The sequence below is a fragment of the Limnohabitans radicicola genome (genome assembly GCF_014837235.1).
GTDB lineage: Bacteria > Pseudomonadota > Gammaproteobacteria > Burkholderiales > Burkholderiaceae_C > Limnohabitans_A > Limnohabitans_A radicicola.
This window is the reverse complement of the sequence record NZ_JACYFT010000003.1, coordinates 386,208-401,199: the sequence shown is the minus strand read 5'-3', so window position 1 is coordinate 401,199 and position 14,992 is coordinate 386,208. Positions and strand designations below refer to the sequence as shown.

At 59.8% G+C, this 14,992-nt stretch carries 1 protein-coding gene; it reads right to left on the bottom strand.

The window, feature by feature from the left end:
* Positions 1-14,991 (bottom strand): YDG domain-containing protein (locus IC609_RS14445; protein WP_191820216.1); only part of this gene is annotated, 14,991 nt, incomplete at its 3' end.
* Between the last annotated feature and the right edge of the window lies 1 nt (position 14,992).

The following is a 14,992-nucleotide window of genomic DNA, read 5'->3' as shown; positions in this document are numbered from 1 at the left end:
GCCGCCCAGGTTGGCCGCCGACTGCCCGGCCACAAAGCCGCTGTAGCTCACGCCGCCATAGCCTGCCGCATCGCTTTGGCCAATGATCTTGGAGTCTGCGTTGGCCGTCACGGTCAGTGGTGCTGGTGTGATGTTGGCGCTCAAACCCGTGGGCTGCGACAAGGTGTAGTTACTCGCCTTGGTGCCACTGAGGGCATTGCCCGCCACCGTCACCGCAATGCCGTTGGCCACGTTGGCGCTGGCGAATGTGCCATAGGCGCCAGTGGCATTCAACGACACGTCGTCACCCACCACCGCGCCCACCAAGCTGGCGCTGGCCGAGTTGATTGCCGCAGCCGTTGTGCCCGTGTACACCTTGTTGACCGCCGTCTGGCCGCTCACGCTGATGGGCTTGGGATCGATGATCAGATCGGCATTGGTGATGACTGGCGTGTTGTAGTTGGCCAGCGCCGCACCACTGACCTGCAGGTTGGAGGTGTAGGTGCCGGCATTCACACCCGTGGCCACCCCGGTCACTGTGAGGGTATCGCTGCCCAGCAAGCTGGTGGTGTACGTGCCTGTATAGGCGCTGCCGTTGTAGACATTGCCCGACAGGCTGGCCGTTGCGGTCACGCTCAGGTTGGCCTTGGCCACCGTGTGGGTCGCGCCTACATAGCTGAAGCTGTAGTTGCTGGCCGTGCCGCTGGCGAGCACGACCGCACTCGGCGTCGCCACAAAACTGCCCGCCTGCGCCACACCGCTGACCGCATTGCCCCCCACGGTGAAGCCCTGAGCCACCGATGCAATCGCATCCGAACCTGCCAATGCGGTGGCTGTGTAACCCGCCGCAGCGACCAGGCTGGCATAGGTGCTGGTGCCGTTGTAGGTGGTGCTGCCTGCGTTGTTGGTGATCGTCACCGCTTTGGGGTTCACTGTCAGGTTGGCCGGCGCATAGGTGATGGTGTAGTTGGCCGCACTGAACCCGCCCGTGCCCGTGGCGCCGCTGGCCACGATGGCATTCGTGTAGGTGGCCGCATTCGTGTTGGCGGGCACCGTGGCGCTGCCGTTGTACTGCAGCGTCACGGCACTGAGCGTTTCGCCATTGACCAGACTGCCACTCAGGTCATAAGCCGTTGTGCCCAGCGCCAATGCCGTGCCATAGGTGGTGCTTTGTGCCCGTGCCGTGATGCTCAGGGCCACACGGCTCACGGTCAAATTACCAGGGATGTAGCTGATGTTGTAGTTGCTCGCATTGAAGCCGCCGGTGCCTGTGGCCGCACTGGCCACAATGCCATTGGTGTACGTGCCCGCGTTCGTGGAGGCAGGCACGGTGGCGTTACCGTTGTACTGCAGCGTCACGCCGCTGATCGCATCGCCACTGACCAGACTGCCACTGCTCAATGTGTAGGCCGTGGTACCCAGTCCCAGAGCCGTGCCATAGGCTGTGGTCTGTGTGTTGGCTGTCAGCGTTATGGGCCGTGCCGTGATGGCCATGTCACCGCTGGACGGCAGGGTGTAGTTGCCCGCCAGCGCATTGCCACCGCTCACGCTGATGGTCAGACCACTCAGGCCTGTGCCGGCGTAAGCGCCCGCACCCGAGCCACTGGCCGTGGCGCTGCCCGCTGTCAGCGTCACGGCCTCGCCATTCTGGGCACCCGCCACGCTCATCTGGGTATGGCTGAAGTTGCCGTTCCCGTCGTACACCTTGGTGCCAGACACCGTCAACGGCGCAGGGTTGATCGTCAATGCCGTGGTGTTGGCCGGTGCCTGCACAAAGGTGTAATTGCCGTTATTGGCCGTCAGGCCCGAGCCCGTGACCGCATGGGTGCCCACGTTGCTGCTGCCCGTGGCCGTGGTGCTGAACAGCAAGGTGCCGGTGGTGGCGTTGACCAGATTGTCGCCAGGCACAAAACCTGTCACCGAGCCTGCATTCACTTGAGGCGTGCTGCCATACGTGCTGGTGGCCACCGTGGCCACATAAGTCAGCGTGGCCGGTGTGATGTTGCCATTGCTGCCACTGAAGGTGGTGCCACCCGTCAGGTAATAGTTGCCGCTGTCGCCGCCCGACAGCGCCAGGTTGGACACGCTGTAGTTCAGGTTCGTGCCCACGTTGGCCTGCGCAAACGCACCCGCGCCTCCCGCCGTCACCTGGTCGCCCGTCACCACGTTGGCCAGCGAAATCGCCAGCCCCTGCATCGCCGCCGTGCCGTCGTACACCTTGGACACACTGTTCGTGCTGGCCGTCACCGCCTTGGGCGCCACCGTCAGCGTGCCCGCATACACCGGGGGGTTGTTGAAGTTGTTGCCCACCTGGCTGAAGTTCAGCCCCGTGATGCTGTAGTTGCCCGCCACCAGATTGCCGCTGGTGCTGAGCGTGCCCGTGGCCCCCAGCGTGAAGCTGGCCGAGCCACCCACCCCGTCGCTGAAGCTGTAGGTGTTGCCGCTGGCCGATGTCTGGCTCAGCGTCAGGATCACGTTCTGCGCGCTGTTGAGGTACTGCACCGTCGGTGCCGCAAACGTCGCCGCCGTGCCATAGATGCTGCTGGTGTTGGCCGAGCGGACCATCAGGGTGTCAGCAGGCACCACCGTGTAGTCGCCGTTGACGTAGCTGATGGTGTAGTTGCTGGACGTCAGGCCCGAAGGCTGCAGCACCCCGGTGTAGACCCCGGCGCTGTTGGTGCTGCCGTTGGTGCGCGTGATCACCAGCGTGCCGCCCAGGTTGGCCGCCGACTGCCCGGCCACAAAGCCGCTGTAGCTCACGCCGCCATAGCCTGCCGCATCGCTTTGGCCAATGATCTTGGAGTCTGCGTTGGCCGTCACGGTCAACGGCGCGGGCGTGATGTTGGCGCTCAAACCCGTGGGCTGCGACAAGGTGTAGTTGGCTGCAGAAGCGCCAGCCAACGCATTGCCCGCCACCGCCACCGCAATGCCGTTGGCCACGTTGGCACTGGCGAACGTGCCGTAGGTGCCGCTCGAATCGAGCGTCACATCGTCACCCACGACCACGCCCACCAAGCTGGCGCTGGCCGAGTTGATTGCCGCAGCCGTGGTGCCCGTGTACACCTTGTTGACTGCCGTCTGACTCGCGATCGTCAAGCCCAGCGGGCTGACCAGGTAATTGGGCGTGGCACTGGTGAAACCACCCGTCAGCACATAGTTGCCCGCATCCGCGCCTCCCAGGCTGGCGCTAATCGACTGCTTGTAGGCCCCCACCACCAGGTGGTTGCTGGCACTGTATGCAGGGGACACGATGGACACCGCCCCGGGCGTCACCACGTCCGCCCCCACCACGTTGCTGAAACTGGGCGTGCCCAGAACCAGCGCAGAGCCATACACGCTGCTGCCCGAAGTGATGCTGGCCACCAAGGCCAATGGGCTCACCGTGTAATCGCCCGTCACACTGGCATAGGTGTAGTTGGCCGCATCTGCTCCCCCCAGCGCCGTGATACCCTGGATGCCCGTGTAGCTGCCCGCCTTGAGCTTGCCCGCCGTGCTGGTGTTGCCCACCGCCACCGTCACACTCACTGTGGGCGTGACCACATCGCTGCCCACCACATTGGTCAACGTCACTGCACCGGGCACCAGGCTGGCGCCGTAAGTCGTGCTGCCTGCGGCAATGCTGCCGGTCAGCGACAAGGTGTTGACCGTGTAATTGTTCGTGCCCGTCGTGTAGCCGCCGGTCAGGGTGTAATTGCCCGCATCTGCGCCACCCAACGTGGACGTGATGCGCTGGGCATAGGTTCCGGCCTTCAGGTTGTTGCTGGTGCTGTAGGCCGGCGACACGATGGAGACCGCACTCGGCGTCACCGTATCCGCGCCCACCACATTGCTGAAGCTGGCCGTGCCCACGGTGACTGCAGACCCATAGGTGCTGCTGGCCGATGTGATGCTGGCCACCAAGGCCAACGGGCTCACGGTGTAATCGCCCGTCACACCGCCATAGCTGTAGTTGGCCGCATCTGCCCCCGCCAACGCCGAGATGCCCTGGATGCCGGTGTAACTGCCTGCCTTCAGCTTGCCTGCCGTGCTGGTATTGCCTGCCGCCACCGTCACACTGGCGGTGGGCGTCACCACATCGTTGCCAACCACATTGGCCAAAGTCACCGCCCCGGGCACCAAGGTGGCCCCGTAAGTGGTGCTGCCCGTTGCAATCGAGCCAGTCAGCGCCAGCGGGTTGACGGTGTAATTGTTGGTGAGGGAGGTGAATCCGTTGCTCAGCACATAGTTGACCGCATCTGCGCCACCCAGTGTGGCCGTGATGCTTTGCGCATATGTGCCGGCCTTGAGCTTGTTGCTGGTGCTGTACGCAGGTGAAACCATCGACACCGCGCTGGGCGTCACCACATCGGCGCCGACCACATTGCTGAAACTGGCCGCACCTGGCACCACCGCAGCACCGTATGTGCTGCTGGCCGATGCAATGCTCGCCGTCAGTGCCAGCTGGCTCACTGTGTAATCACCCGTCACCCCGGCATAGCTGTAGTTGGCAGCATCGGTGCCCGCCAAGCCCGTGACGGACTGGATGCCCGTGTAGCTGCCTGCCTTGAGCTTGCCTGACGTGCTCGTGTTGCCTGCGGTGTTCACGCTGACCGTGGGCGTGATCACGTCGCCACTGACCTTGTTGGTCCAGGTCACCGCACCGGGTACCAGCGCATCGCCATAGGTCGTGCTGCCGGTGGCGATCGAACCCGTCAGGGCCAGGGTGTTCACGGTGTAGTTGGCTGCGCTGGTGTAGCCGCCGGTCAGGGTGTAGTTGCCCGCATCTGCGCCGCCGAGTGTGGCCGAGATGCTTTGCGCATAGGCGCCCACCTTGAGCTTGTTGCCGCTGCTGTACAGCGGCGAAACGATCGACACTGCGCCGGGTGTGACCACATCGGCACCGACCACATTGCTGAAACTGGCCGCGCCTGGCACCACCACAGCACCGTACGTGCTGCTGGCCGATGCAATGCTGGCCGTCAGCGCCAGGGGGGTGACGGTGTAGTTGCTGGTGGGCGTGGTGTAGCCACCCGTCAGGGTGTAGTTGCCCGCATCGGCGCCGGTGAGTGCGTCTGTGATGCTCTGCGCGTAGCTGCCGGCCTTGAGCTTGTTGGCGGCGCTGTACTGGGGCGAAACAATCGACACAGCACTGGCAGTCACCACATCAGCGCTGACCTTGTTGCTGAAAGTCACCATGCCGGGCGACACGCTCGCACCGTATGTGCTGCTGGCCGCCGAAATGACGGGCGTCAAAGCCAGGGGGTTGATCGTTGCCGAGTTGGTGGCAGCGTTGTAGCCATTGACCAGCACATAGTTCGAAGCCGTGCCAGACGACAAGGTGAAGGACACGAAGTAATTGCTGCCGTTGTCTGCCACTTTGGCGCTGTTGGCCGTGGCGGTGCCCAGGGTGTCGCCGTTGGCCAAGCCACTGACCACCACGCTGCCCGCGTTGAATACCGCCGTGCCATCGTAGGTTTTGCTGCCCACCACGCCCAAAGTCACCGCTGCGGGATTCACGGTCATGACACCATTGCCCGTGCTGGCATAAGTGAAGCCATAGCCTGTTTTGGCGACCGCGCCAGAAGCACTCATCGCATAAGTGCCAACTGCTGCGTTGGTGTCACTGTCTGCTGAACTGGCTGCCGTGATCGTGGGCAGCGTCGCGAGAATATCGGTGACAGATACGGGCAGATAAACGTCGCCAAAAGTCGAGGCTGGCGTTGTGTAAGCCCCGGTCACGGTGTAATTGGGGCTGATATCTACCGTTGTGCCATAGGTTTTCGAAGCATTCGTGGTGGTGATGGTGATGCCGTCACTGAAGACATAACGGTTCCCCGCGCCCACAGCCGATGGTGCCAAAGTGCTGTAAGTCGAGCCCCAATAAGCTTGATTATTGCTGTTCAATCCGCCCAAATATGTTGTGTTGCTGATCGGGAGTTTGGTGTACACAATCCAGCGAGAACTTCCACCACCCGTTGCGCGCAGCGCCGTTGTGCTTCCAGCGCTTGTGGTGTTGATAAAGTAATTTTGCGCAGCAACCACCAAGACACCATCAGCTTGGGTGGTCGCCACAAAATAGCTTGGATTAATCTGGATGTTGCCATCAGACACTAAAGTCACAGAGTCTGTGAAGGTTGCTGCAGCCGATACAACTGTATTGGCTGTCCCTGTCGTTCTGAGCACAATGCTCGAGAATCCGTCTGCGAATTTTCTGGACGCCCCATTGAACAAGTCAACCGGGTAATACATGGATCCAGTTGTTCCTCCAATGAACATGCTGGAATTTGCCGTAGCGGGTTCAAGAATAATATTGCCAGCACCTGTGTAGCTGCTGTTCAAGCCACATCCAGCCACAGTGGTGCAGGCGAGGTTGATTTTCAGATCCAGGGTAGCGCCACTGGACACCGTTGTTGCACCCGAATAGCTGGTCGTTGATTTGGTGACACCGAAACCTGACAACACAACCGTCCCCAAGTTACTGCCATTGCCGATGGTCAGGCCCGAGGTCCCTGTGATTTGAGTTGTGCTCACCGTGAAAGTGGCATTGCTTGCAGCCGCCAGAATGGAATCGGCCGTCAACGTGATACCCCCCGTGAGCGCACCCGCAGTGCCTGTGCTGCTGATAGCTGCACCACCATTTAATGTGATGAGTTTGGAGACGGAACTGTTGAATACATCCAAGGTACCGCCCGGGTTGACAGTGACCGTTGACGCACTGCCGAGACCATAACCATTGAACAATTGAAACACCCCGGCATTCACCGTGGCTGTTCCCGTATAAGCAGAACCAGCGGCACTCAATCTCCATGTGCCTGTACCGTTTTTGATTAGACTTGCTGTAGATGAAGTAGGATTTAACAGCTTGAGCTGGAAATCACCCACTCCTGTTCCAGTCAAAGTCAATGTAGTAGCAAAACTGGCGCTGTAAACGACCTGAAAAGGAAAGCTCCCTGTACTGCTACCAACCCATGTCAGTTTGCCCGTACCTGAAACATCAATTGCCCCACCATTCACAGATGCAATGGTGAGCAAACGGTCCGTTGATACGTCGACGCTCCCTGTGTATTGCAAGGTACCGCCATCGAAAGAGAGGTTGGTGCTCGCATTCGTCGATTGACCAATACCACTCGCAACCCCACCATTCGCCAGTGTTGCGACAGAGAGCACACCTCCGTTGGCTTTTGTGACCCCCGTATAAGTATTGAGTCCAGGCAAGATCCATGTGCCTGTGCCCGATTTGGTGAGCGCCAGAATTTTTGAAGAGGCAGCGGAATAGTCAGCCAAGACAGGAGTCAGCGTGGCAGTGCCCGAGCCTTGCAATGTCAATGTATTGGAACTGGTGGAGGCGGCGTTCGTCAAAGCACCCGCATTGGAAAAAGTCAAAGCCCCTGTGCCCGAGGCGTCAAGCGTCGCGTTGCCTTGGATCGTGAACAAGCGATCCGTTGATGCCGTACCGCCTGTGTAAATCAATTTCGCGCCAGCGCCTAATACCAAATTGGAGGCGGCATTGCTGGATTGCCCGATGTTGCTGGCCAAGCCGCCGTTGGCCAGGTTACTCACTGACAAAGTGCCGCTACTGATTGTCGTCACACCACTGTAAGTATTCAGGCCACTTAGCAATGCAATGCCGCTACCAGAGGCCGTCAAGGACGCAACACCGGAGGCGGGGTCAGACCAGACAGGATTCAGCGTCAGCGTCGTGTTGGAGCCTGGCGACAAAACAAGCGTATTGGCACCAGACGCGTTGTTGACCAGACTGCCTGAATTGGTGAAGGTCAGATTGCCGGTGCCAGAAGTGGTGAGTGTCGCCGCTGTGGTGCTGTTTGCACTCACTGTGAACAACCGGTTTGTAGACACATTGGTATTGCCGGTATAGGTCAGCCCCCCCCCGGTAGTACCACTGCCTAATATTAGATTTGAAGCAGCATAGCTTGACATGCCAATGCTACTCGCAAGCCCGCCATCCGCAAGTGTCGTCGCGGCCAAAGTGCCACCAACAATTGAGGTCACGCCTGTGTATGTATTCAACCCTGACAGGGTCAGCGTCGTACCAGTTCCTGCTTTGGTAAAACCACCTGCACCCGTTGCAATGATGCTTTTGATTTCACCGCCACCATTGAAGCTCAGTGTAAAGCCATCACCGGTAATTTGGCCCGTGTTACTCAGAATCAGGTTAGTACCCTGGGTATATATAAGACTATTACTTCCCAAATTGACAAGTCCAGCATAAGTTGGTGTATTCGAGATAGATTTCAATGCCCCCTGACCAGCCATACCATTGCCATTCAGCGTAAGTGGTTCCGCTGTCGCCAATGTCAGTCCATTCACATCCAAAGTGGCACCCGCAGCGACAACCGTACCACCGGTTACTGTACCCAGCGGTGAGTTCGGTGCCGTTCCTGCAACCCCAAGCTTCAAGGTGCCATAAGCAATGTTGGTGATACCCGGATAGCTGTTATTGCTGTTGACCAACACCGTCCCATCGTAATTACTGGGGCTATTTGCGCTTAAAGCGTTGCCTGTTCCAGTACCGAAACCAGTCGCCTTGAACAGTGTCCCAACTGTATTGGACGATGCACCGATTAAGGTGAAATCGGTGGTTCCCAAAGAATTGATCACATAATAATTATTTACACCGAATGAACCCGCATTGATTTGGCCTGATGAAGTATAAATACCAGTGTAAATATTCGAAGGTGTAACACCATAAGTGAGGTTGAAGTTACCTGAAATTGACCCTGTGGCACTTAAGGTAGCAGTTTGGCCATTAGAAACCGCTATATTTGAATTAGCTGTCAGCGTGATCGCACTGTTGATCGTTGCGGTGAGAGAGGAAATCAGTGTTCCCCCATTCAATGTCAGTGCTTTTGAGAAACTGGTACCTGTCAGCCTGAGCGTGCCATTGGCATCCACCCGCAGCAAACTGGAATTGCTTACCGGGGAATCGGTGCTCAGGCTTAAAATACCGTACGCGACGATAGTATCGCCAGTATAAGAATAAGCATTAGGGCTAGTGACACCAAAAAAATTAACCCGACCATTGTAGGTACTTGTACCTATGGTGACGCCATAATTACCTGTACTGACAATACCACCGGTCTCAATGTTAATACCGGCATTACGACTGAAACCTGCAATCGTCGAGTTTGCCGTCAGGGTGATAATTCCGGTATATCTAGGGTTTTGGGTAGCTACAGTTGAAGTACCTGTCAACACACCACCATTCAGGGTGATGTTTTTGCTGAATGTGTAATCAAAAATATCAAGCGTACCATTGGCATTCACTGTCAATGGACCAGGGATCGAACTTGTAGCACTGTTAAGTATTCGCAAGACTCCGTAGTCAACGGTTGTGAGTCCAGAATAAGTATTGAAATTATTCGCATAAATCACATCGCCCCTGTTAATCGCATCGCCGATGGTGATGGCAAATGCACCAGAAATAGCGCCAGATGTCGAAGAATAATCACTAATGTATAGTTTTGCGCCGTTTGCCGCTGTTAATTTTGAATCGGCCGTCAACGTAACAACCGTACCGCCTACTACGCTGCCCTTGAAATAACCAATGCTGCTGGTGTTGCTGTTGGTGAGGGTGCCACCGTTCAAGGTCAGGGATTTGGACAGATTCTGGCCATTCAAATCCAGGGTGCCATTGCTGTTGACGGTGACTGCTGTTCCACTGGAAAACACCGAGTTGGTGCCCATCTTCAAGACGCCATTGCTGATGTTGGTGGCGCCCGTGTATGTACTGTTGATCGCAGAAAAAGTCCAGGTCCCTGTACCTGTTTTGCTCAAAGCCGTCGTCCCAGAGGTGGCTGCATTGGGCACAACAGGCTTGAAGGTGCCCAAACCTGTGCCGGTCAAGGTCAGTGTCGGCGAAGTAGAGGCCGTCAGTACAACACTGCCCGTAGCAGCCCAAGTCAATTCACCCGTGCCTGAGGCATCCAGGCCGCCACCATTGCTGCCCAGGGTGAACAGCCGGTCTGTCGACGCCGTGCCCCCCGTGTATTGGAGCGTGCCGCCATTGATCACCAGGTTGGCTGCGGCATTGGTGGATTGGCCAATGCCGCTGGCGGTGCCACCAATGGCCATGACCGACACCGACAGCACGCCCCCACTGATGGTGGTGATGCCGGTGTAGGTGCTGACGCCATTGAGTGTCCAGGTGCCGGCATCCTGCTTGGTGACGGTGCCCGAGGTGGTGCCGATGATCGACGCCACCGAGCCGCCCTGCGCGCCGCCCAAGGTCAGGCCGAAGGTGGCACCGGTGATGGTTCCGGTGTTGCTCAGCGCCACGGTCCCGGCATCGCCTTTGATGGTGGTGGCGCTGGCCAGTCTGGCCAGGCCGGCGTAGGTGGCCGCATTCGTGCTGCTGTTCATGAGCGCGCCGCTGGCGGCGATACCCGAGCCGTTCAGTATGAGCAGGCCAGTGCTGGTCATGGTCTGACCGTACAAGTCCAGCACCGCCCCCGATGCGACAGTCACCGTGCCCGAGCCCACTGCCGTGGCGCTGCCCGCCTGCAGTGTCCCGGCCTGGATGCTTGTGGCGCCGCTGTAGGTGTTCAGACCCGACAGCAGCCATGTGCCGGCACCGCTCTTGGTCAGCGTACCCGTGTCCGTGCCGATGATGGACGCCAGCGACCCCCCTTGTGCACCGCCCAGCGTCAGGCCCAAGCCCGATCCTGTGAGCGTGCCCGTGGCCGTCAGCGCAATCGCGCCCGTGTCGCCCACCACGCTGCTGGCACTGCCCAGCGTGATCAAACCGGCATAGGTCGCGGGCGTGGCGCTGCTGTTGATCAAGGCACCACCGCTGGCAATGCCTGTGCCATTGAGCGTCAGGGCGCCCGTGCTGGTTAGGGTCTGGCCATTCAAGTCCAGCACCGCCCCCGATGCGACCGTCACCGTGCCCGAACCCAGTGCCGTGGCGCTGCCCGCCTGCAGTGTGCCGGCCTGAATAGCTGTCGCGCCGCTGTAGGTATTTGCGCCAGAAAGCAACCAGGTGCCTGAACCTGTCTTGGTCAAGGTGCCCGTGTCTGTGCCGATGATGGACGCCAGCGAGCCGCCCTGTGCACCGCCCAGCGTCAGGCCGAAACCCGATCCAGTGACCGTGCCGGTGGCGGTCAGTGCAATCGTGCCTGTGTCGCCCACAACGGACGCATTCCCAGCCAGCGCGATCAATCCAGGATAAGTGGCCGGACTGGCGCTCGTGTTGATCAATGCGCCACCACCACCGATGCCCGTGCCATTCAAAGTCAAGGTGCCTGTGCCAGAGACACTTTGACCATTCAAATCCAATACAGCACCAGAATTGACGCTGACATCACCTGAGCCAAGAGAAGTCCCGTATCCGATCTGCAGTGTCCCAAAATTGACACTCACATTGCCATGGAACGCGTTGTTGGACTGCAAAATCACTTTGCCTGCATAGCCCACATCGCCAATTTGCAGGCCAGCGTAATTGGTTCCCGCACCGTCAACAACACTTCCTAAAATCGTCAGTGTGCCGCTCCCACCCACTTGAGCGATCACATTGCTCATGTCGTTCACAGTGGCTGCATTGGTCAACGAAATGCCGCTGTAAACCGTGGAAGCAGTTGTCGAGCTGTTGATCAGCTTGGCCTGGCTTGCCGCTGAAGCACCCACCATGTAGACCGTCGGATTGTTAACGGAATATTTAGCGCTGATGTCGAACCCATTGGTGTCCAGTGTCGCGCCTGCATTGATCGTGATGGCACCCAAGCCCAAAGGCGAGTCCGTGGTGGAGCCAAACAAATTCCCGCCGCCCACAGTGTCGTTCGAGACCGTTGCATGCGGATTGGCACCCAACTTGAGGGTCCCTGCGTTGACGATGATCCCGCCCATGAAAGTACTGGCGCCAGACAGCGTGAGCGTGCCGGCACCATCCTTGGTGAACACGGCATTTGCACCAGAAATTTCGCCACTGAACGTGGAGTTTCCAGACTGGTTGATGCTGATTCCACCTGTGCCCAATGACAAGCTTCCACTGCCTGCAAAGCCGACTGCGCTCGCGGTGACAGAGTTCACGGAAATTGGCGCATTCGCTGTGATGGTGCCTGTGGCTTGCAGCACAAGGTTCAAATTGGCCCCATTGACTCCGCCAGGGTAAGTGGCGCTGTCATAGTTGAATGTGATGTTGCCCCCTGATTGGTATGTCAGGGTGTTGCTGCTGTTCGTGGTAACGGTTCCATCGCCCTGGATGACGATGTTGTAGCCCGCACTGGACTGAACCGTCACGTTGCCGTTGTTCAATGCCGATTCAATGACCGTATGGTCGATGTAACTGGAACAATTGGGTCCAACGGTGGTGCAAGCATTGTTGCTCGTGATCGTGCCGGAGCTGTTCGTGTACTGCGCTCCGGCCGTGTTGATGACGATGTCGTACGGGTCCAAAAGCCACTGCCCCGAAGCCCCCAGGGGCGCAGCGGTGTTGACCGCAATGCCATCCACTTGCAGCAGGTGGCCCGAAGTTTCGACTTGCCCGCCATGGCCGCCGTAGACACCGCCTTTGGCATAGATCGCCCCATGGACCGCCGTGACGGAATCGGCTTTGTGGATGTCGCTCCACAGAACGACTTTGCCGCCGTTGCCATTTTGTGTGGCGCTGGCATCGATGCTGGCGCCTTGGCTCATGGTCACCGTCGTGGCATGACGGACGGTGCCACTCCCTTGCCAATCCCCTCCGATCAAAATGGAGCCGCCCCCCAATGTGCCGGTGGCGTTGATTTGACTGCCTGCCCCAAGGAGGATGTGGTCCGCTTCGATCTGGATGGTTCCACCCAAGCCGGCACCGCCGTTGGTCTGGATGTAGCCGGTGTTGCGGTAGTCGCCTGCGGAAGCCATGGCCACCGATCCGCCGTGGTCGGCGTTGGCCTGGAGTGTGGCTGCGCTGGTCAGCGTGGTCTGACCCTGAACAAGAATCTGGCCTGCAGTGTGCAGGGGTGCGCCGATGGCGCTGCTGGCATTGGCGGTGAGTCCGGTCTGGCTGTCCAGTGCGGTCACGCCCGAAGTGATGGTGGAGAAAGTGATGCTGTTGAGGTAGGCCGTGGGTGGGCCGATGGCTGGCGGCGCCAGCGTGGTGCCACTGCCCATGTTCTGGGCAATGCCGATCTGCAGCTTGCCCCCGGCGGTGGCACCGTCCACACTGGTGAGCGCCCCCACCAGGAATGTGCCCACCTGACCGGCCAGGGTGATCTGGCCGCCTTGCCCCCGGGTGCCCACGGCGTCGACCACGCCACTGTGCGTGACCGTGCCCGCCTGCGAAACGATGGTGATGGTGCCGCCGTTCTGACCATTGGCGGTCAGGGTGGCGCTGCTGCCAATGGAGATGTCACCCGTGGCCAGCACCACGATGTTGCCACCGTTGGTGGTGTAAGTGGCATCGTCGGCACTCAAGCCCGAATCCAGTCCGCGGCGGCGGCGGTTGCTGCCAATGCTGGCGGCACTGCTGCTGCCCGAAGAGGTCTGGCCGTTGGAGCCCAGGCCACCCAGGATGTTGATTTGAGCGCCGACCAGGAAGATGTTGGAGCCTGCACCGCCGGTGGTGCCGATGTTGCCGCCCGCGTTCACATTGACGGTGGCGGCCTCCATATAGACCTGCCCGACTTCAATGTTGCTGTTGAGGTTGATGGTGCCGCCCGGCGCCAGCACCCGCAGCACGGTCGATGCGTTATTTGAATAGATGTTGGCACCAGCCACAAAGTGGATCAGTGGCGTCTGGCTGCTGCTGCAGTTGGCCAGGCTGCCGACGCAGGCAGAGCCGGTGGCGTCCAGCGTGACGTTGGTGGTGCGCAGCGCGCTCGAAATCAGGCTGGCCGAAGCGGCGTCGACCGTCAGCTCCAGCGGGTCCACGGTCCACTGACCGTAGCGGCCGTTCTTGGCAGAAGTGTCCACTTTGAGGGACGGGTCGAACTTGACGGACAGCTTGGCGCTGGTGTCGATCACACCGCCGTTGCCCGAAAGCGCGCCGCCGGTGGCGCTGATCTGCCCGGCCAAGGTGGCCTGCTCGTTGGCCCAAATATGGACGTTGCCGCCATTGCCGTGGGTCTTGGCATTGGCTTGGATGTTGCTTTGCGTGCCCAGGTTGACGTTGTTGGCCACGACCTGGATGCTGCCACCGTGGCCCACCTCGCCGTTGGCGTTGGCGGCAATCGTGCCGTTGTTGTTGACGGTGGCCGCCACCAGTTCCACCTTGCCGCCGTTGTCGGTCATGCTGCTGGCCACCAGGCGGCCGGTGTTGTTGATGACCGAGCGCATCAGCTGGTTGACCGAGCCGGCCGCCAAGGCGATCACGCCGCCGGCCACTTCGATGGCGCGCTTGTTTTCGATCAGCGCGTTCACAGCGGCTTTGTCGACCGTGACGCCCATGAGCTTGCTGCCGCTGAACTGCAGCGTGACTTTTTCGCCCGCACCGGCCACCACGGCGTTGCTGGCCGACACGGTGGCCAGAATGACGCCCTGGTTGCGCACCTCGGGGGCCAGCAGGGCCACATAACCGCTGGTGTCGGTGACCTGGATCTTGCCTTTGTTGACCACCTTGCCCGTGCCGTTGCCTGACCAGGTGTTGCTGCCGGACATGAATTCGGCATCGCTCTGGTTCATGGTGGTGGCCACCACGGCACCGGCGTTGACCTCGGCACCCTTGCCAAAGCTCACGCCGTTGGCGTTGGCAATGATCACCGTGCCGTTGGCCTTGATGGCCCCGTCGATCTGCGAGGCACCCGACCCGGTCACGCGGTTGAGGATCACGGCCTGGCTGCTGGGCTGGTTGTAATTGACCGTGGCGTTGCTGCCCACGTTGTAGCTGTCCCAGTTGACCACGGCACGCTGCGAGGTCTGGTTGACGGTCATGGCGTTGCCGCTCTGGCTGATGGCCGCCTGCCCTGCCGCCACCTGCCCGCCTGTGGGCAAGGCGTTAGGCGGCTGCCCGGCCAGCGCAGAGGCCGACACGCACACCGACGCCACCAGGCCCAGGGCCTGGAGCATTTGGCAAAGGGTGCGCGTCTGCAGTCTCATG